Source organism: Falsiruegeria sp. JB4-1 (assembly GCF_055693495.1).
The window spans coordinates 4,112,864-4,138,207 of sequence record NZ_JBVFTZ010000001.1 but is presented as its reverse complement, the minus strand read 5'-3'; the positions used below and the strand labels follow the sequence as shown (position 1 = coordinate 4,138,207).

Annotated in this window: 17 protein-coding genes and 4 pseudogenes; 7 read left to right on the top strand and 14 right to left on the bottom strand. The window is 57.0% G+C overall.

The genetic code is table 11. The features are described 5' to 3' along the window. Positions 1-111 precede the first annotated feature (111 nt). From ACZ1HE_RS21060 to ACZ1HE_RS21050, 3 genes and pseudogenes are all read left to right on the top strand, one after another. On the top strand, positions 112-1,272 hold the full coding sequence (locus ACZ1HE_RS21060) for an iron-containing alcohol dehydrogenase (RefSeq protein ID WP_472623987.1): 1,161 nt from the start codon (positions 112-114) through the stop codon (positions 1,270-1,272). A 284-nt stretch (positions 1,273-1,556) separates the two neighbouring features. Then, positions 1,557-2,077, top strand: a pseudogene (locus ACZ1HE_RS21055) (tyrosine-type recombinase/integrase). Positions 2,078-2,299: 222 nt separating this feature from the next. After that, positions 2,300-5,650, top strand: coding sequence for an AAA family ATPase (locus ACZ1HE_RS21050; RefSeq protein WP_472623985.1), 3,351 nt, complete (start codon positions 2,300-2,302; stop codon positions 5,648-5,650). Between the two features lie 447 nt (positions 5,651-6,097). On the opposite strand, the gene gyrB is transcribed toward ACZ1HE_RS21050, so the two are convergent. The 8 genes and pseudogenes from gyrB to mutM all read right to left on the bottom strand — a co-directional run bounded on the left by gyrB (position 6,098) and on the right by mutM (position 15,867). Then, positions 6,098-8,515, bottom strand: a complete 2,418-nt coding sequence (gyrB, locus tag ACZ1HE_RS21045; protein ID WP_472623983.1) for a DNA topoisomerase (ATP-hydrolyzing) subunit B — start codon at positions 8,513-8,515, stop codon at positions 6,098-6,100. A gap of 76 nt (positions 8,516-8,591) precedes the next feature. Further along, positions 8,592-9,212 (bottom strand): LysE family translocator, encoded by a 621-nt coding sequence (locus tag ACZ1HE_RS21040; RefSeq protein WP_472623981.1) that lies wholly within the window; start codon positions 9,210-9,212, stop codon positions 8,592-8,594. Continuing rightward, a pseudogene (gene recF, locus ACZ1HE_RS21035) lies at positions 9,209-10,305 on the bottom strand (DNA replication/repair protein RecF). Before recF ends, ACZ1HE_RS21040 begins: the two are co-directional and overlap by 4 nt. Before the next feature lie 62 nt (positions 10,306-10,367). After that, positions 10,368-11,486, bottom strand: a complete 1,119-nt coding sequence (gene dnaN / locus ACZ1HE_RS21030) for a DNA polymerase III subunit beta (protein WP_472623979.1) — start codon at positions 11,484-11,486, stop codon at positions 10,368-10,370. Between the two features lie 233 nt (positions 11,487-11,719). Then, positions 11,720-13,126 (bottom strand): chromosomal replication initiator protein DnaA, encoded by a 1,407-nt coding sequence (gene dnaA / locus ACZ1HE_RS21025; protein WP_472623977.1) that lies wholly within the window; start codon positions 13,124-13,126, stop codon positions 11,720-11,722. Between the two features lie 546 nt (positions 13,127-13,672). Next, positions 13,673-13,936 (bottom strand): 30S ribosomal protein S20, encoded by a 264-nt coding sequence (gene rpsT, locus ACZ1HE_RS21020; RefSeq protein WP_472623975.1) that lies wholly within the window; start codon positions 13,934-13,936, stop codon positions 13,673-13,675. Between the two features lie 237 nt (positions 13,937-14,173). Beyond that, a complete protein-coding gene (locus tag ACZ1HE_RS21015; protein WP_472623973.1) occupies positions 14,174-14,950 on the bottom strand; it encodes an enoyl-CoA hydratase in 777 nt (258 codons plus the stop codon). A gap of 65 nt (positions 14,951-15,015) precedes the next feature. Then, the gene (gene mutM, locus ACZ1HE_RS21010; RefSeq protein WP_472623971.1) at positions 15,016-15,867 is read right to left on the bottom strand and encodes a bifunctional DNA-formamidopyrimidine glycosylase/DNA-(apurinic or apyrimidinic site) lyase; all 852 of its coding nucleotides are present in this window, start codon (positions 15,865-15,867) and stop codon (positions 15,016-15,018) included. Between the two features lie 86 nt (positions 15,868-15,953). Here mutM and ubiE point away from each other — a divergent pair, with 86 nt between their 5' ends. The 3 genes and pseudogenes from ubiE (at position 15,954) to ACZ1HE_RS20995 (ending at position 19,265) form a co-directional block, all read left to right on the top strand. Further along, entirely contained in the window at positions 15,954-16,706 is a 753-nt protein-coding gene (gene ubiE / locus ACZ1HE_RS21005; RefSeq protein ID WP_472623969.1) for a bifunctional demethylmenaquinone methyltransferase/2-methoxy-6-polyprenyl-1,4-benzoquinol methylase UbiE, read from the top strand. 3 nt (positions 16,707-16,709) lie between these two features. Beyond that, positions 16,710-18,238: pseudogene (gene ubiB / locus ACZ1HE_RS21000) on the top strand (2-polyprenylphenol 6-hydroxylase). 25 nt (positions 18,239-18,263) lie between these two features. Further along, the gene (locus ACZ1HE_RS20995; RefSeq protein ID WP_472623967.1) at positions 18,264-19,265 is read left to right on the top strand and encodes a 4Fe-4S dicluster domain-containing protein; all 1,002 of its coding nucleotides are present in this window, start codon (positions 18,264-18,266) and stop codon (positions 19,263-19,265) included. A gap of 14 nt (positions 19,266-19,279) precedes the next feature. Here the strand turns inward: ACZ1HE_RS20995 and ACZ1HE_RS20990 are convergent, their stop codons facing one another. Both ACZ1HE_RS20990 and ACZ1HE_RS20985 read right to left on the bottom strand, forming a co-directional pair. Beyond that, the gene (locus ACZ1HE_RS20990; protein ID WP_472623965.1) at positions 19,280-20,455 is read right to left on the bottom strand and encodes an acetyl-CoA C-acyltransferase family protein; all 1,176 of its coding nucleotides are present in this window, start codon (positions 20,453-20,455) and stop codon (positions 19,280-19,282) included. A gap of 124 nt (positions 20,456-20,579) precedes the next feature. Beyond that, a complete protein-coding gene (locus ACZ1HE_RS20985) occupies positions 20,580-20,876 on the bottom strand; it encodes a DUF6525 family protein (RefSeq protein WP_472623963.1) in 297 nt (98 codons plus the stop codon). A gap of 87 nt (positions 20,877-20,963) precedes the next feature. Here ACZ1HE_RS20985 and ACZ1HE_RS20980 point away from each other — a divergent pair, with 87 nt between their 5' ends. Beyond that, the gene (locus ACZ1HE_RS20980) at positions 20,964-21,530 is read left to right on the top strand and encodes a helix-turn-helix domain-containing protein (protein ID WP_472623961.1); all 567 of its coding nucleotides are present in this window, start codon (positions 20,964-20,966) and stop codon (positions 21,528-21,530) included. Between the two features lie 6 nt (positions 21,531-21,536). Here the strand turns inward: ACZ1HE_RS20980 and ACZ1HE_RS20975 are convergent, their stop codons facing one another. The 4 genes and pseudogenes from ACZ1HE_RS20975 to ACZ1HE_RS20960 all read right to left on the bottom strand — a co-directional run bounded on the left by ACZ1HE_RS20975 (position 21,537) and on the right by ACZ1HE_RS20960 (position 25,324). Continuing rightward, entirely contained in the window at positions 21,537-22,532 is a 996-nt protein-coding gene (locus tag ACZ1HE_RS20975) for an ABC transporter ATP-binding protein (RefSeq protein ID WP_472623959.1), read from the bottom strand. Position 22,533: 1 nt separating this feature from the next. Next, positions 22,534-23,563 (bottom strand): annotated as a pseudogene (locus ACZ1HE_RS20970) (Gfo/Idh/MocA family protein). Next, entirely contained in the window at positions 23,560-24,399 is an 840-nt protein-coding gene (locus ACZ1HE_RS20965) for a carbohydrate ABC transporter permease (RefSeq protein ID WP_472623957.1), read from the bottom strand. The pseudogene ACZ1HE_RS20970 and the gene ACZ1HE_RS20965 overlap by 4 nt, the downstream one beginning before the upstream one ends. A 10-nt stretch (positions 24,400-24,409) precedes the next feature. Then, entirely contained in the window at positions 24,410-25,324 is a 915-nt protein-coding gene (locus ACZ1HE_RS20960; protein WP_472623955.1) for a carbohydrate ABC transporter permease, read from the bottom strand. Positions 25,325-25,344 lie beyond the last annotated feature (20 nt).

Sequence of the window (25,344 nt, the reverse complement as noted above, 5' to 3'; positions counted from 1 at the left end):
GACACCGACATTCAAGAACTTGAACTCATGCGTCTACCGTGGATTGTGGTTAGTGCCGTAGTTGTCATCACAGTCGTCAGTTGAGTTTTCTTTTTTCAAGAGGAGTGCCACGTGACACCGTTTAATTTCAATACGTCTGCAAGCATACGTTTTGGTGCAGGGCTACTGGCGCAGCTAGGGGATATGGTCGCAAACGAGATCGGAACGCGTGTGTTGTTGGTCACCGATCAGGGAATGTTGGCCACGGGTATCGTAGACAAAGCGTTAGCCTCGCTGAAAGGCGCAAGTGTAGACGTCACCCTCTATATGGATGTCAAAGCCGATCCGCCAGAAAGCATTGTTAACCTTTGCGCGCAGATGGCGCTTGATTGCAAAGCGCAAGGTGTCATTGGACTTGGTGGCGGTTCATCACTTGATGTGGCAAAGCTCGCGGCCTTGCTCGCGACAGGCAACGAAAGCCTGAAAGATGTCTACGGAGTTGGCAACGCTAAGGGGCCGCGCCTACCGCTTATTCTTGTTCCAACTACGTCAGGCACCGGATCAGAAGTCACACCCATCTCGATTGTCACGACAGGCAAAAGCGAGAAAATGGGTGTGGTTTCGCCAGTGATCTTGCCCGACATCGCTCTGCTTGACCCCGAACTAACACTCGGCCTGCCCCCGCATATTACGGCGGCTACAGGGATCGACGCGATGGTGCATGCCATCGAGGCTTATGCCTCGACAAATGCAAACAACAACCCGATCTCGCGCAACCTTGCAACTGAAGCCTTGCACTTGATGGGTGCATCTCTGGAGACTGCGGTTCACTCAGGTAATGATATTAAGGCGCGCTCGGATATGCTGCTTGGTTCGATGATGGCGGGGCAGGCGTTTGCCAACTCACCAGTCGCAGCGGTGCATGCGCTAGCCTACCCGATTGGCGGGCATTTCCATGTGCCACACGGTCTGTCAAACGCGTTGGTGCTGCCATACGTTTTGCGCTTCAACGCCAAGGTCGCTCCCGAACCCTACGCCGCGATCGCGCCTTTTGCCTTTCCAAAACTGACCAAGATCACGGATGAACAAGAGCGCGCAAATGCGTTCTGTGAAGCTATGGCTGCCCTGTCAAAACGCTGTGGTCTACAACAAACCTTGCGCGAAATGAATATCCCGCAGGATGTCTTGCCGAAGCTGGCTTCCGATGCCATGAACCAAACCCGTTTGCTTGTGAACAACCCACGCAAACTCACTGAAGCAGATGCGCTGAATATCTACAAAGCGGCATGGTAGTGGTCACTCAAAGCCTGAAAGCAATCGACTGGTCGGAAGGAGACATTCGACGCGAGTGCAGCATCGATGACTCCGGGCTCTCACCTGACCTTCTCCGCAGATGCACGCGAGTTTGTTATCTTGAGTTGCCAGCGTTTGGTTGGCGCTGTGGTGGAACGTGGTGGATGGGAGGAACCATCATGACCATTGCAAACTTCCCTGCCATTCGAGCCTGCCACCCTGCTTGGAACAAGGGTCGCGTCGTCGGGCAAAAACCCCTCTGATACACGAAACATGTCTGGGCCATCCGCGTGCGGCTGGAAATCGCCGACAAGCACCGTGATCTGGCTTTGTTCAACCTTGCCATCGACAGCAAGCTTCGCGAGTGTGACCTAGTAAAGCTGAAGGTTGCCGACATCTACGCCTCTGGCCAGGTCAAGGAACGGGCTTCGATTATCCAAAGCAAAACGCAGCGATCTGTGCGGTTTGAAATCACCGAGGGCACGCGCAAATCTATTCTGCGATGGATGGAGGAGCCGCTGATGGTTGGTTCGGAATACCTGTGGCCCGGACGTTTTCACGAACGGTTGCACATTTCGACCCGTCAATACGCACGCTTGGTTCGCGATTGGGTCAAATCCATTGGGCTTGATCCAACATCATTTGGCACGCATTCGATGCGGAGAACCAAGGTTGCGCACATCTATCGCAAGACTGGAAACTTGCGAGCGGTGCAGCTTTTGCTCGGCCACACGAGATGGATAGCACCGTTCGATATCTTGGTGTCGAACTGGAAGACGCGTTGGCTATATCGGAAGCCGTTTGAATCTAACCACAAGGGCCGTCCTCGCGGACGGCCCACAACCGACCTTTACGTCAGCCAAGACGGTACTCATAAAGCGGCCGTTCGAACTCGGTGCAGCATCCCAACGCAACACATAGACGTTAGCCGGAACTTTGCATCCGTGAGTTTTACATCGACAAATTCGTTTTCTCGGCGCTACAACAGACAACCAATTTGTGTGAGCGTGGAAGCTGTGAGCGTTTGATGATAGATATCGGGAAATGGTTGGCGGACCTTGGCTTACGCCAATACGAACGCGCATTTCGCGATAATGACATCGACACTGAGCTTCTGGCAGAGCTGACATCAGAAGATCTGAAAGATATTGGAGTCACTTCGGTTGGGCACCGCCGGAAAATGCTCAGCGCTGTGGCATTGCTTAACCAAATGACTGAGACGGTCCAAACCGTCCCGGACATGCCTGCCTCAAATCCACAGAGTGTTAACACTGGGACACCCTCCGAAGCAGAACGCCGCCACCTGACGGTAATGTTTGTCGACCTTGTCGGTTCGACCGAGTTGGCGACACGTGTAGACGCGGAAGACATGCGAAATGTCATCACCTCCTATCAGAACACCGTCGCTGGCGTCGTCAGCCGCTTTGAGGGTTTTGTCGCCAAGTTCATGGGTGATGGCGTGCTGTGCTACTTCGGTTGGCCACGCGCTAACGAGGACGACGCCGAACGCGCCGTACGCGCAGGCCTGTCGATCATCGACGACGTCAGGAAAATCACCGCCCCCGATGGGGCGTCCCTGTCCACCCGCGTCGGCATCGCAACTGGTGTCGTCATTGTTGGCGACCTGATCGGCAGCGGCGCCACGCAAGAGGCGGCGGTGGTCGGTGAAACCCCAAATCTCGCCGCGCGTCTGCAGGGGGTGGCAAGCCTGAACCAACTGGTCGTGGCCAAGGAAACGCAGCGCTTGTTGGGCGCGATCTTCGATCTTTCCCCTCTCGGTGGGCAAGATCTGAAAGGCATCAGCGGCCCCGTCGACGCCTTTCTTGTGAATGGTGAAGCTTCTGTTCAAAGCCGCTTCGCTGCCCACCAAGCAGGTGCCGTGACACCCATCGTCGGGCGTGAGCGGGAGATAGCGCTGATGACCGAACGTTGGGCATTGGCCAAGTCAGGTCAAGGACAGATGGTCATCGTCAGTGGCGAGGCGGGCATCGGCAAATCTCGCATCACCCGGGCGATCATCGACGAAGTCGCCAACGACAACCACACTCGGATCACCTTCCAGTGCTCACCCTATCACGCGGACACCGCCTTCTATCCGATCACACAACAGATGGCTTTTGCAGCCGGCTTCACCCCGTCGGACAGCGCTGATGTACGGTTGGATAAGCTGGAAGCGCTGCTTGGCGCGGATCAGGATACGCTTCGGCTGGTGGTGCCCCTGTTGGGGCTCGATAGTGAGGCGCGCTACGGCGCATTGGACCTGACGCCAGCGCAGCAGCGTGCCCAGACAATGAAAGCGCTAACTGAATTGCTGGTCAGGCAAGCCGCAGAACAGCCCGTTCTGATCGTGTTCGAAGACCTGCACTGGGTCGACCCAACTTCGCAAGAACTGCTGGATATCTTGTTGGACCAGATCACCGATCAGCCGGTCATGATTCTTGCAACAGCCCGTCCAACGTACGAGCATGGTTTTGGTGGGCATCCCATCGTTACAAAGTTCGCGTTGAATCGTCTGGGCACAGATCAGATTGGGTCAATCGTTTCCAAGCTGACCGGCGGTAAAGCACTTCCGGATGAGATCATGGAGATCATCGGGCAGCGTACCGACGGTGTACCTCTATTTGTCGAGGAACTGACCAAAACCATCTTGGAATCCGGCACGCTGAAGAAAGAAGGCGGCTGCTTTGTGCTAGATGGCCCCCTCAGTGCCATCGCCATCCCTGCCACGCTGCATGACAGCCTGATGGCGCGCCTGGATCGTTTGACCCCGATCAAAGAAGTGGCGCAAACTGCCGCGTGCATTGGGCGGGAATTCAGCCACGAGCTGCTGTCGCAAATCTCACCTCTTCCAGACGCAAAATTGTCCGAGGCTATGGACGACCTTATCGCAGCCGAGTTGATCTACCGGCGAGGTATACCACCCGAGGCGACATATCTGTTCAAGCACGCTCTGGTTCGTGATGCCGCATATGAAAGTCTTTTGAAAACGCGACGACGTGACGTCCACACTAGCATTCTGAACGCACTGGAAGCCGACGCCGACAGCGCACCAGAACTTCTTGCCGTTCATGCCGAAGCCGCAAACCTAACAGGCCGCGCCATCGACTTCTGGGAAACGGCGAGCAAAGCCGCCATCGCAAAACCGGCCTTTGATGAGGCGATTTCACACCTTGGCCGGGCGATTACTTTGATCACTCCCCAATTGGAGCACAGCGAAACCCCGCCGTTTGAACGTGCGCTTGCACTGCAAGTGCCTCTCAGCATGGCCTTTCTTTCCCGCAAGGGCCACGCAGCCGACGAAACACTGGAAGCGTTCGAGAAAGCGTTAGGTTTCGCGGACAAGGTTGGCGAAACTCCGATGCGGTATTCGATACTTTACGGATTGTGGGTTGGCGCGGGAACCAGAGGGCAGCACTCAGATGCGTTACGCAGCGCGGAAGCGCTTGTCGAACTTACCGAAAACTCACCAAAAACGCCTCAAATGGTGGTCGCCAACCGGGTTGCGGGTGCGTCGCGCTGGTTCTTGGGAAATTATGTGCAGTCGGGCCATCATTTGGATATCGCCCTTGCAAACTATGACCCCGTCGCGCATGCCGGGCTGGCCAGCCAGTTTGGGCAAGATATCGGCGTAACGGCCCATTTTTTTAAAGCAGTGAACTTGCTAGTCTTAGGACAAACGATCCGCGCAAATACTCACATCGACAACGCGGAAATCCTGGCCAAATCAACCGGTCACATTCCGACAATAAGCTATGTGCTGATGATGCGGCCCGTATACAGCCTGATTGCTGGGGACAGTTCTGACTTGGAGCGGTGCCTGAACGAAATAGCGCCGGTTGCTCATGAACATAATCTGGGCCTCTGGCTGGCTTTCTTACCAGTGATGACCGAAATTGTTGCGGCGCGAAATGGTGACGAAACCAGCATCGAAAGATATCGCAAAGCGCATGAGAATCTTGCGGCCACAAAGTTCAAAGCAAACATAACTCACCTTCACATTGATTTTGCTCGATCAGTTCTAAGGCTAGGCCATCGGAACTGCGCTGTTGAGCTGGCGGGTGAGGTGCAGGACATGATCGAAAAGACGGGCGAGAACAACGCCTTATCGAGCCTATACAGGCTGCAAGCAGCAATAGCTGCTGACGACACAAGAGCCTCCGAGAAATACCTTGTCAGCAGCCTCGATTTTGCCCGTCAACAAGGTGGGAAACTCTGGGAACTGCGCGCAGCGATTGACCTAGCCCACCTTTGGCAAGAACAAGGCCGGAACTACGAAGCCATTGCCATTCTTACCCCCGTCCACAAAGGTATCGCCGAAGGCGACTGCCCCGAAGACCAGGCAATAGCAAGAAAATTGCTCGCAGATTTGGCCGGATAAATCGGTTTTAAACGGGTTGCAGTCGCACTTCGCTCAATGTGGTGACTTATTGCAAGGAGCTTTTGAACGTCTGGTTTGACAGAACAGTAGTTGCGATCTCGCGCTTGCAGCGAATACACACTTTCCGCCAATCTTGTCGAATGCTGAGCCCCAAGTCCTTCCATTCAGGGCCCTGAAAGCAGGACGCACAAATCGAGGGCCTACCTCGCCCAAATCTTGTAACTTGCATCAGAAAATGGACACAATACTAGAGAGAAGCGCCTCAAGGTTGATCCCGATGATGCCACTTGCCTATTGAGGTGGCAACTTCAGGCGACAATGCCAACTTATGGGCAAATCGTGCAAACTTACGCGCAAACGATGTGCAACATTATGGGTGAATCCCCGCGAATTTCCTTAATGAAATCAATGGAGAGTATGCAGCATTATGATCACCCCTACAATATGTCAGAAGTCGAGGTTTTCGACGCTTAGGGCATTTTGTTGGATGAATTCGCGGCGGGGTTCGACGACGTCGCCCATGAGTTTGGTAAACAGATCATCGGCTTCGACCATGTCGTCAACACGCACCTGCAACAGAGTGCGCGCGTCCGGGTCCAAAGTGGTTTCCCACAACTGGTCGGGGTTCATTTCACCCAGACCTTTGTAGCGTTGCAGCGAAAGACCCTTTTCACCCTCTTCAAGGACAGCACGTAACAGATCCAGGGGGCCGTGGATGACTTGGCTACGGTCTCGGCGGATCAGTTGGCTGGACGTCGAATAGACTTCTTGTAGGCTTTGGGTAAAGCTGCCGGTCTTGCGCGCCTCGCCCGAGCGCAGCATTGGGCCGTCCAGCGTGCGAACCTCTTCGACACCGCGCAGTATACGGGCCAACCGGATGCCGTGATCCTGGGTAATCCGGCCCTGCCAACCGCGCTCATATTCCAACGCTATCTGGTCCAGACGCGCCGCGACCTTGTTGGCTACGCCTTGCAGGTCCGCGTCCACTGCACCGGGCACAAAGGCACCGGCTACAGCTGCCTGTTCCAGGATGTGGCGGGGGTAATGCGTCGGGAACGCATCCAGCACGCGCTTGAGCTGCCGTGCTTCATCCACCACGCGCGCCAAGTCCTGTCCAACAATTTCTTCGCCGGTGCCCAGTTTAAGCACTGCCCCTTCTATGCCTTGATTGATAAGGTAGTCATCCAGTGCCGCCTGATCCTTCAGGTACACTTCGGATTTGCCGCGCGCCACTTTATAGAGGGGTGGCTGCGCGATGTAGAGGTATCCACCCTCAATCAGCTCGGGCATCTGACGGTAGAAGAAAGTCAGCAGCAGTGTACGGATGTGCGCACCATCAACGTCCGCGTCAGTCATGATGACGATCTTGTGGTACCGCAGTTTCTCGATGTTGAACTCATCCCGGCCAATACCCGTGCCAAGTGCCATCACAAGGTTGCCAATTTCCTGGCTCGACAACATCCGGTCGAACCGCGCACGTTCTACGTTTAGAATTTTACCCCGCAGGGGAAGAACCGCCTGTGTTCGACGGTCACGACCCGTCTGAGCCGAACCACCGGCCGAGTCACCCTCGACCAAGAAAACTTCGGTTTTGGAGGGATCTTTTTCCGAGCAATCCTTAAGTTTGCCAGCCAGATAGTTCACGTCCATAGCCGTCTTGCGCCGGGTCAGTTCGCGGGCTTTGCGCGCAGCTTCACGCGCCAACGCGGCCTCAACGATTTTGCCGACGATCTGCTTGGCGATATTTGGGTTTTCTTCAAACCATTCGGCTAGCCGCTCGTTCATCAACCCTTCAACAGCGGGGCGCACCTCAGAGCTGACAAGCTTGTCTTTGGTCTGCGAGCTGAACTTGGGGTCGGGCACTTTGACCGACAAAACACAGGTCAAACCCTCACGCGCATCGTCGCCGGTAAAGTTCACCTTTTCCTTCTTCGCGATGCCCGAGGATTGTGCATAGTTGTTGATCGTCCGCGTCAGTGCGCCCCGGAAGCCCGCCATGTGGGTGCCGCCATCTCGCTGGGGGATGTTGTTGGTAAAAGGCAGGACTGTCTCGTGATAGCTGTCGTTCCACCACATGGCGATTTCGACGCCGATGTCGTCCCGCTCGCCCTTGATATAGATCGGCGCATCCATGACCGGGGATTTGGAGCGATCGAGGTATTTGACGAACTCATTAACGCCACCCTCATAAAACAGTTCGGATTCCAGCCGCTCGGCCGGGCGCTCATCAACCAGGATGATCCGCACGCCCGAATTCAGGAATGCCAACTCGCGCAAGCGTTTTTCCAGCGTCTCAAACGAATACTCAAGGTTCGAAAAGGTATCAGTCGACGCCAGGAACCGAACTTCGGTGCCTGTCTGATCGCCGCATTCGCCCACAACCTCCAGGTGCTTGGCGGTCTCGCCGCGTTCAAAGCGCGCTATGTGTTCCTTGCCGTCGCGCCAGACGCGCAGTTCCAGCCAGTCCGACAGGGCATTCACAACCGAAACGCCCACCCCGTGCAAACCACCTGACACCTTGTACGAGTTGCTGTCGAATTTGCCGCCCGCGTGCAGCTGGGTCATGATGACCTCGGCGGCGGATACGCCTTCTTCTTCGTGGATACCGACCGGAATGCCGCGCCCGTTGTCGCTGACCGAGACGCTGCTGTCAGCGTGAATCTTCACGGTCACATGGTCGGCGTGGTAAGCCAAAGCCTCGTCAATGCCGTTGTCTACGACCTCATACACCATGTGGTGCAGACCCGACCCATCGTCGGTATCCCCGATGTACATGCCAGGGCGTTTGCGCACGGCCTCCAAGCCCTTGAGAACTTTGATGGAATCAGCGCCATATTCTTCGGGTGCCTGATTGTCTTCGGACATGCGGAGAGTACCTTCATTATTTTGTCACCTTATACGTTTTCTGGGGGGATGTCACGCCATCCCACCATATTTTGTGTCACGAAAAGGGAATAATCAGGCCGACGCAGACCAACAGGCAACCGGCCACGATATTGGATCGTCGCATCGCCTTTGGTGAGGTCAAAACATTGCGTATCCGGTCGATGAAAAGGGCAAACGCTAGGTTGCCTATAAGAGGAACGGTGAACGACAGCGCGATGATTGGAACGATGTCCGCGCGGTTGATCTGGCTTAAATCAAAGAAGCCAGGCAGCATCCCCATGTAAAACAAGATCGCCTTTGGGTTGGCCAGAATTACGATCACGCCAGCCAGGAACCCGGCCCATTTTCCCGGCTTGGTCAGCGCCTTGTTTTCGCGGATCGTGTCGCCCGCATGACGCAGCACGCTGATCCCCATCCAAAGAAACACGCCACTGGCGACATAGCGCAGGACAGTCATGAACCCATCAATCTCGTTGACCAGCCACGAAACGCCGATGATGGCCAGCAGCGGCCAAATGATGTCGCCGATCGCAACACCCAATGCCAACGGCCAGGCGGCTTGAAACCCGCCGCTCAGGGACCGGGCAATCAGCGCCAGCCAAACCGGACCGGGAGTCAGGAACAGCACCAGCAAGGCGCCCGCGTATAGGGTCAATTCCCAGGCGCTAACGGTCATGGGGCGTGAACCTCGGACACGCCGCCTTGTTCGGTGACCTCTAGAAACTGCGCGCGGTTTTCCAGTTCGCCAAACAATTCGGGTCCCGTGCCTGTCATCCAGGCCTGCGTGCCAAGGGCGCAAATCTCATCATAGAGTGCAGCGCGGCGGTTTGCATCCAGATGTGCGGCGACCTCATCCAACAGCACGATAGGCGGTGCGCCTGTCTGTGCGGCCAATGCGCGGGCGTTGGATAGGATCAGCGAGACCAGCAGTGCTTTTTGCTCCCCGTCGAGCAATCTTTGGCGGGCACGCCTTTGGCAGCAAACACACCATACAGGTCACTGCGATGCGGTCCCACCAACGTTCGTCCTGCCGCCAGATCGCGGAACCGGCTTTCGATCAACGCCTCGCGTAGGTCGGCCTCGGTTTCTGGCATGGCTCCTTCGGTTTGTAGCAGTTCCAGATCAGCGGAGGGGAAGGCGGTCTGAGCCTGCTCCTGAGCCTGTCGGACCAGATCCAGCGCGGACAGCCGCCCCTGATGGATTCGGGCGCCAGCCTCGGCCATCTGCCGTTCCAGTGCCACATACCAGTGATCGTCGCGGATTTGTTCCTTGAGCAGCTTGTTGCGCTCGCGCATGGCCTTTTCATAAAGCAGCGATGCCTCGGCATGGCCGGGATCAAAACTCAGCGCCATGCGGTCTAAAAACCGCCGTCGCCCGTCAGCGCCTTCGATCCACAGCCGATCCATCGAGGGCACCAGCCATACGACACGAGACAGCTGCCCCAATGCAACCTGATTGGTTGACTTGCCATTGATCCGCACCTGTCGGGCCGCGCCGCCGTCAGACCAGGTTTCGATCTCATGGGATTGACCCTGCACGTCCAACACGCTCTGCAGCTTCCAGCCCAAGGCCTCGGGCCGCCGGGTCATCTCGGCCGCACTTGCGCGCCGCATGCCGCGCCCCGGAGAAAACAGAGATACTGCTTCCAGGATGTTGGTTTTGCCTGCCCCGTTGGCCCCGTAAATGGCAACAGGACGGCCATCCAATGACAGCCGCGCCACCTTGTGGGAGCGAAAGTGGGAGATGGTCAACTCGGTCAGAGCCAACACGTGACCGCCCCCTTCATCTTTTCAAAAATACTCGCGCCGCAGGCATCGCGCAGAATGCGCGATCAAACACGCATCGGCATGACAACATAGACGGCGCTCTGGTCATTGCCTTCGCGCATCAATGTCGGATCGTCGGCCGAGTTGAACATGAACACTGCATTTTCGCGGTCCACCTGAGACGCGATTTCCAGCAGGTATTTGGCGTTGAACCCGATCTCGAGCCGTTCGTCGCCATAGGCCACGGCTAGCTCTTCTTCTGCCGCACCGCTGTCAGGCGCATTGACGGACAGGATCAGGCGGTCTTCTTCCAGCTGCAATTTCACCGCGCGCGAACGCTCGGACGAAACGGTTGCAACCCGGTCCACGGCCTGGGCAAACTCAGAGGCGTCCACCTCCAACCGGCGGGTGTTTCCTTGCGGGATCACGCGCGTGTAGTCGGGGAATGTGCCGTCGATCACTTTGGATGTCAGGGTGATGTCGGGTGTGGCAAAGCGCACTTTGGTTTCACTGACCGACACGGCGATGTCCATCTCGTCGTCGTCCAGCAGCTTGCGCAGCTCACCCACGGTTTTGCGTGGCACGATCACGCCCGGCATGTCAGCAGATCCTGCGGGCAGTTCGGCGTCGATGCGGGCCAGACGATGGCCATCGGTGGCCACGGCACGCAGCACCTTGCCGCCATCAGCATCGGTGACGTGCAAGTAGACACCGTTCAGGTAATAGCGGGTTTCTTCGGTTGAGATGGCGAATTTCGATTTGTCGAAGAGGCGGCGCAGCACGGCAGCGGGCGCGGTAAAGTTCGACTGATACTCGGACGAGGCCATGACCGGGAAATCCTCGCGTGGCAGCGTCGCCAGCGAGAAATTCGATCGACCGGCGTCAACCGTCAGACGGCCGGTTGTGCTGTCAGCGGTCAGCGTCACCAGCGCCCCGTCTGGCAATTTGCGGACAATCTCATGCAATGTGGTGGCGGCAACCGTGGTGGCACCTGCGCGTTCGACCTGAGCGGGGGCCTTGTCCACTACTTCGATATCCAGATCAGTGGCGCGGAATTGCACGCTGTCACCTTCGGCTTCGATCAGAACATTCGCCAAAATCGGGATAGTGTTGCGGCGTTCCACAACGGATTGGGCCTGAGACACGGCCTTGAGCAGCGTGCCGCGTTCGATGCTGATCTTCATATCCCTACATCCTTTTCTTGGGCCAGTGTGATGGCCGGGACAGGCACCCTAGCGGGTCAGGCCTGTGGTACAAGTTTTTTCATGGATTTGTCCGCTGGAAAGTACAGGGCGTCAAGACCCGCGTGGCCCAAGGGCCACAGATCCGGCAAAAACGTTGACCGCAACACACATCGACAGAACCACAAAGGCCCCGGCGCATGTCCGGGGCCCTTGTGAGAGTGATGGTTTTTGGCTTATGCCTCAAGTGCGCGGCGTAGCATTTCAACGTCTTCGGCAATTTGGCCGTCGGTCGTTTTCAACTCTTCGATGCGTTTTACACCGTGCATGACAGTTGTGTGATCGCGCCCGCCAAACCGGCGACCGATTTCAGGCAGCGAGCGGCTGGTCAACTGCTTGCAAAGGTACATCGCAATCTGCCGTGGTCGGGCGTAAGAACGCAGGCGCTTGGGGCCGATGATGTCGCTGAGGCGGATGTTGTAATAGTCCGACACTTTTCGCTGGATTTCTTCGACCGTGATCTTGCGTTCAGATGCGCGCAGAACATCTGCCAGACAATCCTGCGTCAGTTCCATGTCGATTTCCCTCCCCACCAAAGAGGCGAAGGCGAAGAGCCGAGTCAGCGCCCCTTCAAGAACACGCACATTGGTCGAGATGCGGTGAGCAAGAAACTCGAGCACGCCATCCGCAATCAACAGGTCAGGGTAGGTTGCCTTGTGCTGCTGCACCTTGTTTTGCAAAATGCCCAGTCTCAGCTCGTAGTCGGTCGGATGCAAATCAACCACCAGGCCACATTGCAAACGAGATTTCACACGATCTTCGAGATCCTTGATTTCACCCGGAGCGCGATCAGCCGAGATGATGATTTGCTTGTTCTGATCTACAAGCGCGTTGAAAGTGTGAAAAAACTCTTCCTGAGTTGAGTCCTTACCGGCAATGAACTGAACATCATCGACCATCAGCACGTCGACAGATCGGAAGAGATGCTTGAAGTCCATCATACGGCGCTCGCGCAAGGCCTGAACAAAGCGATACATGAATTGCTCAGCCGACAAGTACAACACGTTCAACTCAGGGCGTTTTGACTTTAGTTCCCATGCGATAGCGTGCATCAGGTGCGTTTTACCAAGGCCGACGCCTCCGTAAAGAACCAGTGGATTGAAGGTCACTGGTCCGCCTTCTGAGACGCGCCGTGCTGCTGCATGCGCCAGTTCATTTGGTTTCCCGACAACAAAGCTGTCGAAAGTGAAACGCGAGTCCAATGGCGCTGCTTGCAAAGTATCAAGGGGATCAAAGCTGTTGTTCGCCGCCCGTACGTCGGTTTTTGGCGACGCTTCATTTGAATCCGAAGGATCGTTCTTTTCCAGTGCGCTTGCGACGACAGTCGGTCGGACAGACGAATTCGCAGCGACACGGAACGCAATTCTCTGAACTGCTTCTCCGGAATTGTTCAATTCATACAGGATCAGGTCAGCGAAATTCTGGCTGACATAGTTCCCCATGAAATTCGTCGGAACCGAGAATACTGCAACCCCATCTTGCAGTTCTTGGAATTCCAATGGCTCGATCCACGTCGAGTAGTTGTTTTGTCCAACTGTCTTGAGCAGTTTTTGACGGAGTTGTCCCCATTTTTCTTGTGTCATCCAGCGCCTCACGCGTCCCATCGTTTGTGGCCATTCGGCCTGCTTTTTACCCATCCAGTATGCCGAACCAGTCTCGGCAGGATTCACACGCACATGGGATTCGTGCACCGACATTCGCGCCGCGGTGTTCTGTGGTACGCTGCCCACAAAATAACGATACACAAAGATCAATAACCGCCTGTCCCGACGGACTATGAATCTTCGTTACCCGTTACACTCATTTTTGACAGGGCTAGGGTGTTCACAGATGAAACCCATAGCAGACCAACCAGACCGGATATCCGGCTCATGGCAATCGCATGAAACCACTACCTGATGCCTGTCAGGTCGGGTTCCTTGCTGCCTGTCCCCCCAAGCAAGTGAATCGCTGAGACAGTGGTAGCAAGTCAGGGTGCGAACCGGCAACGAAACTCTGATGTTGACTCTGCCTTTCCCGACAAAGAATCTCTCGCGCCCGCAGCAAAGGGGCATCTGTGCAACAGCCACAGAAAAAGGCGCTGCCAATGGCAACGCCTTTTCAGAAAACATTTTTGTGCGAGTCGCGAATTAAGCCAGAGCTTTAACTCGTGCAGCCAGGCGCGACATCTTGCGCGACGCGGTGTTTTTGTGGAACACGCCCTTGGTCACACCACGCATCAATTCCGGCTGAGCAGCGCGCAGAGCAGCAGTTGCGACTTCTTTGTCGCCGGATTCGATTGCTTCTTCGACTTTACGCAGGAAGGTGCGGATGCGCGAACGACGGGCTTTGTTGACGGCAAAGCGGCTTTCGTTCTGACGGGCGCGCTTTTTTGCCTGGGGCGAATTTGCCATGGTATTCTGACCTTTATCTCGGTTCGGTTTGTTCAAGTTAGCGCAATGCCAAGCCCAAGCCGGGTATCAGGTCACCGGTGTGATTCTAGCCAGAGCGGGCCGCACGCGCATGTATTGCGGCGCTAATTAGCCAAGTTTGCTCGGAATGCCAAGCCGATTCTGCAACGGCTTCACTGAAACGAAAAAGGGCAGGGTGTTGCCCCGCCCAATCCGTGGATGTGATTCCCTTACGCGACGTCACTTGTCGCGGAACTGTGCCTCGCGTTTTTCCAGGAAGGCGGCCATGCCCTCTTTCTGGTCTTCGGTGGCAAACATCGAATGGAATACACGACGTTCAAACAGCAGCCCCTCATTCAGAGTCAGCTCATAGCTGCGGTTTACCGCTTCTTTTGCGGCCATTGCCGTCAGTTGCGATTTCTCGGCAATCTTCTGGGCTGCGGCGGTTGCTTCGTCGATCAGCTTCTTGGCAGGTACCACGCGGCTCACCAGCCCCGAACGTTCGGCCTCTTCAGCGTTCATGAAACGGCCCGTAAGGTTCATGTCCATCGACTTGGACTTGCCCACAAATCGCGTCAGGCGCTGCGTCCCGCCTATGCCAGCGATGACGCCCAGATTGATTTCAGGCTGACCAAACTTTGCGGTGTCCGATGCAATTATGAAATCGCACATCATCGCGAGCTCACACCCTCCGCCCAAAGCGTATCCGCTCACGGCGGCAATGATCGGCTTGCGGATGGCACTCACACGATCACCAATGTCTCCGAACAGGTTCTCGGTGAATACTTCGACATATGTCTTCTCGGACATCTCTTTGATGTCGGCACCGGCGGCAAAAGCCTTTTCCGATCCAGTCAGGACAATGCAGCGCACTTTGTCGTTGGCTTCGGCTTCGTCCAACGCAGTACATAGCTCACCCAGCAGTTGGGTGTTCAAAGCGTTCAAAGCGTCCGGGCGGTTCAGTTTGATAAGGGCTACGTGGTCTTCAACGTCGACGATGATCGTCTCAAAGGCCATGGAGATGTGCTTTCGGTTGTTCCGTTCTGGATCGATTCCTTACCACGAGGGAAAGATCGTTCAAGTTATCTTTGGCATTGCGGACAGTAGAAAGATGAGCGTCCCGACTGGGTGATTCTGGCCACGGTCCCGCCGCAGCCGGGGGTTCGGCAGGGCTCACCCTCGCGTCCATAAACGTCAAAGCTGTGCTGGAAATATCCAAGTTCTCCATCGGCTTGGCGGAAATCTTTGAGCGAAGATCCACCCGCGTCGATGGCGTCCGACAGCACCCTGCGAATGATGGGAACCAAGGCGGTAACGCGGGCTGAGGAAATTTTTCCAGCTTTGCGACGTGGCGAAATTCCGGCGCGAAACAACGCCTCGCAAACGTAAATATTGCCCAAACCTGCAACGATTCCCTGATCTAGAAGCGCGGATTTGACCGGAGTATTCTTGCCGCGAAACGACTCAACCAAATGTTGTTCGTGAAAATCGTTGCCCAAGGGCTCGGGGCCTAAGACGGACAACAGCTTGTGCTCCGCCGCCGTCGCTGTCGGCAGCAGATCCATTGCCCCAAACCGGCGAGGGTCGTTGAAGGTGACCCGCGCACTATTGGCCATGTGAAACACCACATGGTCGTGTTTTTCCGGCATTGGGTGCTCGTGCGCGAACTGCCCTAAGGGATCACCAGACACCGTCATGCGCCCCGACATGCCCAGGTGGATCAGCAATGTCTCATCCGTATCCAGATCAGCCAGGATGTATTTCGATCTCCGTCTCAACCGCTCGACCCGTGCGCCGGTCAAACGCTGGGCCATCCGGTCCGGGAACGGCCAGCGCAGATCGGGGCGGTTCACATCGGCGCGTTCAATCACCACGCCTTCCATCGCAGGGGTCAGACCCCGTCGGACGGTCTCGACCTCGGGCAGTTCAGGCATTAAGGGACTCCCAATTCCAAAGGGCCGCATTGTGCCCGTGTTCCAACGTCCTATAACAGTGACGAAATCAGAAAACGGCAAGGCCCATGTCCGAGAACAGTCAAAAGACCACCCACTTTGGTTTCTCCGAAGTTCCCGAAGGCGAAAAGGCCGGGCGCGTTCAGGGCGTATTCAACTCTGTCGCCAGCAAATATGATATCATGAACGACGTCATGAGCATGGGCATCCATCGGGTGTGGAAAGATGCGATGATGGATTGGTTGGCTCCACGTCCGGGACAAAAGCTGTTGGATGTGGCAGGTGGCACCGGTGACATCTCGTTCCGCTTTCTGGACCGCGCGGGCCATGGCCACGCCACAGTGCTGGACCTGACCGAGCCGATGCTGGTCGAAGGACGAAAGCGGGCCGAGGCTTCGCATCTGGCCGCGAGCCTTGATTGGGTTGTGGGCGACGCCATGTCCCTGCCTTTTGAAGACAACACGTTTGACGTTTACACGATCTCGTTCGGCATCCGGAACGTGACCCGGCCGCAAGAGGCATTGAACGAAGCCTATCGCGTGCTGCGTCCCGGTGGCCGCCTGATGGTGCTCGAGTTCAGCCAGTTGCCCAACGACGGGCTGCAGAAACTTTATGATCTCTATAGCTTTAACGTGATCCCGCGCATGGGGCAGGCGATTGCCGGGGACTACGACAGTTATCAGTATCTGGTGGAATCGATCCGCAAGTTCCCTGACCAAGAGACTTTTCTGGGCATGGTGCGCACCGCAGGGTTCGGCAACGCCAAATATCGCAACCTGTCGATGGGTATTGCGGCGCTGCATTCAGGTTGGAAGCTCTAATCGATGCGCGGACCTCACAACATCATTCGTCTGATCCGGACAGGCGCAACTCTCGAACGGACGGGTGCCATGAATGTGGTGCTCGACGCGTTTGAGGCCCCGCCGCTCTTACGCTTTGTGGCGCACGCTTTGGGCAAGCCGTTTCAATGGCTTGGGTACAAAGGTGACCCTGAAATGCCTCCCGCGACCCGTGCGTTGACGGCGCTCGGTCCAGCCTACATCAAGTTCGGTCAGATCCTGTCAACCCGACCAGACGTTGTCGGAGACGAACTGGCCGAACAATTGCGCGTTCTGCAGGACAAGCTGCCACCTTTTTCCCGTGCCGAGGCGATGGCCGAGGTAGAGCGCGAATTGGGCCAATCTATCCCTGAGATGTTCAGCGAATTCAGCGAGCCGATCGCCGCCGCCTCGATCGCACAGGTGCACAAGGCAACACTTGCAACGTCAGGAGATCAGGTCGCGGTCAAGGTTCTGCGTCCTGGGATTGAAAAAGCTTTCCGCAAGGATGTGGATGCCTTCTATTTCGCTGCCCGCATCGTCGATCTCTTTGCCCTGGCGCACGTCGGTTGCGCCCGATGGAAGTGATCGAACATTTCGACGGGGTGGTTCGAGGTGAGTTGGACCTGCGTTTGGAAAGCTCTGCCGCTTCCGAGTTTAACGACAACACCAAGGACGATGTCGGGTTCCAGTTGCCGCCAGTGCGTTGGTCTTTGTCCTCGCGTCGCGTGATGACATTGGGCTGGGCTGACGGCGTGCCATTGGGCGACAATGACGCCATTGATGCCGTCGGTCATGATCGTGTCGATTTAGGCGAACGAGTGTTGCGACTGTTCCTGATGCACGCACTTCGCGATGGCTATTTCCACGCTGATATGCACCAAGGTAACCTCAAGGTCGCGCCAAATGGGGATATCATCGCCTATGATTTCGGCATCATGGGCCACATCGACGAATACACCCGCCGGGTCTATGCCGAGATCCTTTTTGGCTTCATCCGCCGCGATTACAAACGTGTGGCCGAGGTACATTTTGAGGCCGGATATGTCCCCGCAAATCAAGACGTTGACGAGTTTGCCCGCGCCTTGCGCGCCGTCGGAGAGCCGATCTTTGGCATGGACGCCACACAGATCTCGATGGGGCGGCTGCTGAACTACCTGTTCGAGGTGACAGAACGCTTTGGCATGGAAACCCGGACCGAACTGATCCTGCTGCAGCGCACCATGGTCGTGGTCGAGGGGGTGGCACGCTCGCTGAGCCCGCACATCAACATCTGGGACGTCGCCCGACCTGTTGTCGAGGACTACATCAAACAATCCATCGGCCCGCGCGCCATAGTGTCTGACCTGTCCAAAACCGCCATGGTTCTAGCCCGCTTTGGCCCGCGTCTGCCCGCTTTGGTCGAAAAGGCGCTGATCGCACAGTCGGTCGAAGATAAACCCAACCCCATGACCTTTCAAAGCCGTCTGTGGATGGTTTTGGGTGGTGCGGTTGCGGGTGGTTTGTTGGTGATTTTCGCGGACGCGATTTTCTGAGCTAAAATTATGGTAGGGTTCGGTTATGCCAAAACCGAGCCCATATCGCCCGTTTCAGCCAGACCCGGATCAAACCTCCCGTCAGCCCGACATCAGCGGCAATGACATCAATGGATTGGGCGAGGTTGAGCCTCGCAATCCGTCGATGGTCTATTGGGCGCCTGACCCCATGGACATCCCGCACGGTCCCCTGCAGCTCTATTTTTATACCAGATCTGCTGAGGAACCTGCGTTCAGCGTGCAACGCGCTGCGCGGCAAAAGATCTTGGATGCAGCCTTGCCCGATGTGGCGCCGGTTGCGGTGTCTCGGTCTCCAGCGGATTGGACGCGCGGCTTGGATCATTTTGTCCAGGACGACATTTGCGAAATGACGGGCGTTGCCGAGATGCAGCCCAACTGGGTGTTCGAGGGCCATGATATCCCTCAATCTCGGGTCATCATTTTGGGTGTGCAACATGATTATGCCGAGATTTCCGCAGCCCCTGAGCCTCGCGCTGGATTGGAGGTCATGACCCAATACGCTCGCGCCGCTTTGGCAGCAAAGACGGTGGCCGGGTGGATCAGAGAGCAGGGATGGGAGGCTGAGGCAGTAACTGGACCAATGACTGGTGCCTTGGCGATGATCCCGCCTGCTTTGGTTTGCGGGTTTGGGGAATTGGGCAAACACGGTTCGATCATCAACCCGGAACTTGGGGCCTCGTTCCGGCTGTCAGCGGTGTTGACCGATGCGCCGTTTGAGCCAACCCCGGCGCGGGAGCATGGGATTGATGCGTTTTGTCAGAGCTGCCGGATTTGCGAGGATGCCTGTCCGCCCGAGGCGCTGTCACCCGACAAGCAGATGGTGCGTGGCACACGCAAATGGTACGTGGATTTCGACAAATGCTTGCCATTTTTTAACCAGACCCACGGTTGCGCGATTTGCATTGCGCAATGTCCTTGGTCACGGCCCGGTGTGGGGCTGAATCTGGCTGCGAAACTGGCGCGGAAAGAGAAAGGACCGCAGCCGAGTGACTGCGGTCCTTCGTGAATTTCACTATTGAATTAAAGGCGTTCCAGAGCGATTGCGATTCCCTGGCCGCCGCCGATACACATGGTGACAAGCGCCTTGGAGCCACCCGTGCGCTCAAGTTCATAGAGCGCTTTGAGGGTGATGATCGCGCCGGTTGCACCCACCGGATGACCCAAGGCAATTGCGCCGCCATTGGGGTTCACCTTGGCCGCATCCAGGCCCAGTTCCTTGTTCACCGCCAGAGCCTGAGAAGCGAAGGCTTCGTTGCTTTCAATGACGTCGAAGTCACCCGCCGAAAGACCCGTTTTGGCCATCAGGTTCTGCACTGCCGGAACCGGGCCAATGCCCATCACCTCGGGGCGGACACCGGCGTGGGCATAGCCCAGAACACGGGCCTTGGGTTTCAGCCCAGCCTTCTCTGCCGCGTCGGCCGTGGCGAACACCATCGCTGCTGCACCATCGTTGATTCCGCTTGCATTTCCAGCAGTTACGCGACCGTCCTTCTTGAAGACGGGACGCAGACCGGCGAGGGCCTCGGTGGTGGTGGCCTTGGGGTGTTCGTCGACCATGAAGTCGACCATATCGCGTTTTACTTTGACCTGGACGGGCGTGATCTGGCTGTTGAAATGACCTGCTTCAATGGCCGCGGCGGCGCGGGTCTGGCTTGTTATTGCGAACTCGTCCATCTGCTCGCGGGTGATCTGGTGCTCGTCTGCGACATTCTCAGCCGTGACGCCCATGTGGCCGGTGCCGAACGGGCAGTTCAGTGCACCCAGCATCATGTCGAGTGATTTGACGTCGCCCATCTTGGCGCCCCACCGGGTCTGTTGCATGATGAAAGGACTGCGCGACATGCTTTCGGCGCCGCCTGCCAAGGCAAAGTCGGCATCGCCCAGCATCAGGGATTGCACAGCAGAAACAATGGCTTGTGCGCCCGATCCGCACAGGCGGTTGACGTTCATCGCGGGTGTGCCGTTGGGAATGCCCGCCTGCATCGCGGCCACCCGGCTAAGATACATGTCGCGGGGTTCGGTGTTGATCACATGGCCAAAAACCACATGCCCGATTTGCGCGCCTTCGACGCCCGAGCGCTCCAAAGCGGCCTCGGTTGCGACGGTAGCCAGGTCGATGGGTGCGGTCGAGGCCAAGGCCCCGCCAAAGGTGCCGATGGCGGTGCGGGCACCGTCCAGAATCACGATGTCGGTCATAGATGTCTCCTCTCGATTTGGCGGCATTATGCATGTGCAGCACGGGCCTGTCTGCGGGAACGTGCCGTCATCAAAACTGTCGGAAACCTCTATGCACAACCCGTGCACTACCCGTGCACCGGTCTTACGCTGCCTTTTGCATCTCGCGACCACCTGTCAGGCCCGGGTGGTCGGGTCCCCAAATGCGTTCGATGTCGCGGTTCATGTGGGCGCGTTCCAGACGATCCAGTTCGAGCAAGGCGGCCCGCAGGTCACCCCTGTGTTGGCGCATGGCTTTGGCCCAAATCCGTTCGGCCGACTTAACCGACCAGCTGAGCATTGCACGCTGCAGCCAGCCGCGCAGTTCAGGGTGCAGCCGGTCGAAACGTGTCATGGGGGCGGCCTTGCGTCGCCGGAGGGAGGATTGGACGTTTCTGCGCATGATAGTAGTAATGTTATTACGTAACTATCTTTTACTGGCGGCGAGCGGAGTTGACAAGGGCAATGAAAGACAGGCAGAGACTCCGTTATGACGGAGAATGCAGACGATATCCTGACACGCCTGCCTGCGCGGCTGAAAGAGGCCCGGCGCGCACAGGGCCTGTCGCTAGAAGCGGTGGCAAACCTGTCGGGCGTTTCCCGCTCGATGGTCAGTCAGATCGAGCGCGGCGAAAGCAGCCCAACCATCGCGACACTGTGGAACTTGACCCGCGCGCTTCAGGTGGATTTTGCGGGCCTCTTGGAAGACGGCGACGCAGCTGACAAAATCGAAGTTCTGCGCGCATCGGATGTGCCGAGCATCGACAACATGGGGCAGGGGTGCCGCATCCAGATTCTGTCACCACCCGAAGAGGCCGACGGGCACGAAGTCTATGACATTCGGTTCGAGGCGGGCGGGTCGCTGAACAGCCAGCCACACACGCGCGGGGCCAACGAACAACTGACAGTGCTAGAGGGGTCGGTTCGGATCACATCGGGCAGCGCCACCAACACACTGAACGCCGGGGACACCGCCCGGTATGCAGCCGACATCGCACATGCCATCGAAGCCGGGGAGCAGCCCGCGCGCGTCTTTCTAATCGTCAAAAACGCCTGAGGACCATCAGGCCCGAAGGCCATCGGTATCAAAGGTCAGCGCCTTGGCCGAGTCAAAGCTCAAGGCTGTCTGTGCGCCGGGCGCGATTTCGAACTGACCGAACACCCGTGCGGTGACACGCAGGTCCTGACCAATATCAATAAGCACGTTGGTGTCGCCACCTAGCCGTTCGACGTGGGCCACGATGCCTTGAAGGGCGCCGGTTGGTGTCAATTCAAGGTATTCGGGGCGGATGCCGATCGAGTGCCCAGCCGCGCCACCGACCATTTCAGCCGGCAGGAAATTCATGGACGGAGAGCCGATGAACTCGGCTACGAACCGATTGGCAGGTTCGTTGTAGAGCTGCATCGGAGTACCCACCTGCTCGACCCGACCATCGCGCAGAACGACGATGCGGTCAGCCGGGGTCATCGCTTCGATCTGGTCGTGGGTCACATAGATCATCGAGGCCGAAAGCTGGCGGTGGAGATTGGCGATCTCGATTCGAGTGTTCATGCGCAGTGCCGCGTCGAGGTTCGACAGAGGTTCATCAAACAGGAACAGTTTCGGTTTGCGCACGATGGCGCGGCCGATGGCGACGCGCTGACGCTGGCCACCCGATAGTTCGGCGGGACGGCGGGCCAGGTAATCCTCTAGCGAGAGCATCCGGCTGGCCTCGGTGATCCGGCGTTTGATTTCGTCCTTGGGATGGTAGGCCTGCTTCAGGCCAAGGGCCATGTTCCCTTCGACCGACAGATGAGGGTAGAGCGCGTAGGACTGGAAAACCATCGCAATGTCGCGTTTGGCTGGTGGTGTGTTGTTGACGGTTTTGCCGTCGATTTCAACGTTGCCCGAGGTTGCATCCTCTAACCCCGCAATCACGCGCAACAGGGTGGATTTCCCACAGCCCGAGGGGCCGACAAAAACGACGAATTCGCTTTCCTCGACGGTCAGGTTGATGTTTTTGAGGACGTCGACAGAGCCAAAGGACTTGCACACGTTTGTCAGATTCAGGGCGGTCATGTCAGGTCTCTTTCAGGTCGACGGGGTGGCCGGAACGGATGCTTTCATCGGCGGCCAGACAGATGCGGAGCGACTGGACTGCGTCGGACATATGGCGGGTCAGATCGATGTCTTTGGCGATGGCGCGCAACATGTAAGCCTGTTCGGCATCGCAGAGGTCCTGATGTCCCGGTTCGCCGTCCATCTCGATGAGCGTGTCGCCGGTAGGCCGATGTACCAGAATGCCACCGACCTTGGTGTGGCCGTCAACATCGTCTGATGCGCCCTTGTTGCCCTCGGTGATCGATACCGCCCCGTTGGGTGAAATGATGTCTTTCACGAAGAAGGCTGTTTCGGACATCATCGGGCCCCAGCTAGGCCTCGTACCAGCCGACCGAGCCGTCGCTGAACACAACCTGAAACTGGCCGTAGTTGTACATGTCCGGGGCGATTTCGTCCGACAGGCGCAAACCCATGCCGTTGACCCGTTCGGGCAGTGCATCCGTGATCTGGCACATGACGTCGACGTAGTGCACGCCGCAATCGACGATGGGGGATGTCGTCTGCATCAGGGCCTTGTGGGTTTCCCAGGTGGGGCCGTCGGATTGCTGGTTCAGGTTCAGGCGAAACACATATGGTCCACCAAGGTCGCGCGCCTCGTCGATCAGACGCATCCACGAAGGGTGATGGCGCAGGATGTAGCCGACGACCAGTTTGCGCTTTGTCTCTTGCGCCTTGGCCACGACGCGGCGGGCGTCTTCAACGGTGGTGGCAAGGGGCTTTTCGACAAAGACATGCGCGCCTGCGTCCATCGCCATGCAGGCGTAATCGGCGTGCGTGTCAGAGTAGGTGGCGATGACGACCAGATCGGGTTTGGTTTCGGTCAAAGCGGTGTGGAAATCGGAATACGCTGGATAGCTGCCAAGGTTGGGGTGATCAACCTGACCCGACCGGTTCACCAGCCCTACGATCTGTGCATCGGGGTGATTGTGGTGGGCCAGCGCGTGGCTTAGCCCCATGTTGCCCAATCCGGCGATCAGAACACGGATCATTTGACGGCTCCCGACGTGATGCCGCGGATCAGTTGCCGCGAGAAGATGAGATACAGCACCAGTGCTGGCAGGATCGCCATGCTGAGTGCTGAAAGGACAGCGTTCCAGTCGGTCACGAACTGACCGATAAAGACCTGACTGCCCAGTGTCAGGGTCTTGGTTTCCTCGGCCGGGGCCAAGATCAGGGGGAACCACAGATCGTTCCAGATCGGGATCATGTTGAACACGGCAACGGTTGCCATTGCGGGGCGAACCAGCGGCAGGACGAGGCGGAAGAAGATGGTGTATTCGCTAAGCCCATCTATGCGGCCTGCGTTTTTCAGATCGTCACTGACTTGTCGCATGAACTCGGACAGGATGAAGACGGCTAGGGGCAGCCCCTGTGCCGTATACACAAGGATCAAGGCCCAAAGCGTGTTCACCAATCCTGTGGCCACCATCATTTCAAGGATCGCAACCGTGCCAATTCGGATCGGGATCATAATGCCAAGCGCAAGATACAGCCCCATCAGCGTGTTGCCTTTGAACCGGTATTCGGACAGGGCAAAGGCGGCCATGGCTCCAAACAGCAGGATCATCGACAGGGATGCCACCGTGACGATCATCGAGTTCTGGAAGTAAAGGAAGAAGTCCCCCTGCTTCATAACCGTCTGATAGCCGATCAGCGAAAACGTGTCAGAGTTTGGCAGGCTGAGCGGTTCGCGAAAGATCGCCTTGCGGGCCTTGAAGCTGTTGATCAGGATCACAAAGACGGGGAACAGAGCGATCACGACATAGACAATCAACGCGCCGTGCATGGCGATCAGGTTCAGTGGATTGCGGCGGGCTTTGTTCATCATGGCCCCCTTAAAACTGATACCGGCGGATGCGGGTCTGGATCACGAACAGATAGATACAGACCCCCAGCAGGATGATACCGAACATGGCCGTGGCAATGGCCGAACCCATATGCGGATCGCCCAGTTGCAGCTGGAACCCAAAGAAGGTGCGGTACATGAATGTGCCAAGAATGTCGGTTGAGAAGTTTGGCCCGGCCAGCGCACCTTGCGCTGCATAGATCAAGTCAAAGGCATTGAAATTGCCCACAAACGTCAGGATCGAGATGATGCCGATCGAGGGCAGGATCAGCGGCAGTTTGATTTTCCAGAAGGCGGAGAACCCGGTGACGCCCTCGACCTCGGCTGCTTCAAGGATTTCGTCGGGGATCGACAGCAGCGCGGCATAGATCAGCATCATCGGGATGCCGATAAACTGCCAGACTGAAATCAGCGCCAGTGTTGTCAGCGAGTATTCTTCTTTGCCCAGCCAAGGGGCATAAAGCGATTTGAGGCCAATGGCCTTGAGCATATCGGGTGCGATGCCCCAGATCGGTGACAGGATCAGCTTCCATGCAAAGCCCACGATGACAAAGGACAGGATTGTGGGAATGAAAATGGCGGACCGATAGAAGGCCGCGAACCGCAGGCTTGGATGGCTCAGCATGGCTGCGAGCGCAATGCCGATCGGGTTCTGCACCAGCATGTGGATGAAAAAGAACCAGAAGTTGTTGCCAAGCGCGTTCCAGAACGGGCCGGACCAGTTTTGATCTCCGAACAAAGTTTTGAAGTTCTCAAGACCGACAAAAACGCGCGCCTGATCAACCTCGGTATAGAGCGCAAGGCGCAGCGTGTTGAACAGCGGAAAGATCATCACGGCAGTATAGATCAGCACGGCGGGTGCCAGAAAAACCACGATGTGCCATTTGAATTTGGACTGACCCATGCCAGCGTACCCCGGGATGC

What these genes read in the sequence shown, in the direction of transcription:
- ACZ1HE_RS21040 (WP_472623981.1), bottom strand. Translation starts at nt 9,212, where the DNA reads ATGACCGTTAGCGCCTGGGAATTGACCCTATACGCGGGCGCCTTGCTG.
- ACZ1HE_RS20980 (WP_472623961.1), top strand. Translation starts at nt 20,964, where the DNA reads ATGACGGAGAATGCAGACGATATCCTGACACGCCTGCCTGCGCGGCTG.
- dnaN (WP_472623979.1), bottom strand. Translation starts at nt 11,486, where the DNA reads ATGAAGATCAGCATCGAACGCGGCACGCTGCTCAAGGCCGTGTCTCAG.
- ACZ1HE_RS20995 (WP_472623967.1), top strand. Translation starts at nt 18,264, where the DNA reads ATGCCAAAACCGAGCCCATATCGCCCGTTTCAGCCAGACCCGGATCAA.
- ubiE (WP_472623969.1), top strand. Translation starts at nt 15,954, where the DNA reads ATGTCCGAGAACAGTCAAAAGACCACCCACTTTGGTTTCTCCGAAGTT.
- rpsT (WP_472623975.1), bottom strand. Translation starts at nt 13,936, where the DNA reads ATGGCAAATTCGCCCCAGGCAAAAAAGCGCGCCCGTCAGAACGAAAGC.
- ACZ1HE_RS20975 (WP_472623959.1), bottom strand. Translation starts at nt 22,532, where the DNA reads ATGACCGCCCTGAATCTGACAAACGTGTGCAAGTCCTTTGGCTCTGTC.
- ACZ1HE_RS21015 (WP_472623973.1), bottom strand. Translation starts at nt 14,950, where the DNA reads ATGGCCTTTGAGACGATCATCGTCGACGTTGAAGACCACGTAGCCCTT.
- ACZ1HE_RS20985 (WP_472623963.1), bottom strand. Translation starts at nt 20,876, where the DNA reads ATGCGCAGAAACGTCCAATCCTCCCTCCGGCGACGCAAGGCCGCCCCC.
- ACZ1HE_RS20990 (WP_472623965.1), bottom strand. Translation starts at nt 20,455, where the DNA reads ATGACCGACATCGTGATTCTGGACGGTGCCCGCACCGCCATCGGCACC.
- mutM (WP_472623971.1), bottom strand. Translation starts at nt 15,867, where the DNA reads ATGCCTGAACTGCCCGAGGTCGAGACCGTCCGACGGGGTCTGACCCCT.
- ACZ1HE_RS20965 (WP_472623957.1), bottom strand. Translation starts at nt 24,399, where the DNA reads ATGAACAAAGCCCGCCGCAATCCACTGAACCTGATCGCCATGCACGGC.
- gyrB (WP_472623983.1), bottom strand. Translation starts at nt 8,515, where the DNA reads ATGTCCGAAGACAATCAGGCACCCGAAGAATATGGCGCTGATTCCATC.
- ACZ1HE_RS20960 (WP_472623955.1), bottom strand. Translation starts at nt 25,324, where the DNA reads ATGGGTCAGTCCAAATTCAAATGGCACATCGTGGTTTTTCTGGCACCC.
- dnaA (WP_472623977.1), bottom strand. Translation starts at nt 13,126, where the DNA reads ATGACACAAGAAAAATGGGGACAACTCCGTCAAAAACTGCTCAAGACA.
- ACZ1HE_RS21050 (WP_472623985.1), top strand. Translation starts at nt 2,300, where the DNA reads ATGATAGATATCGGGAAATGGTTGGCGGACCTTGGCTTACGCCAATAC.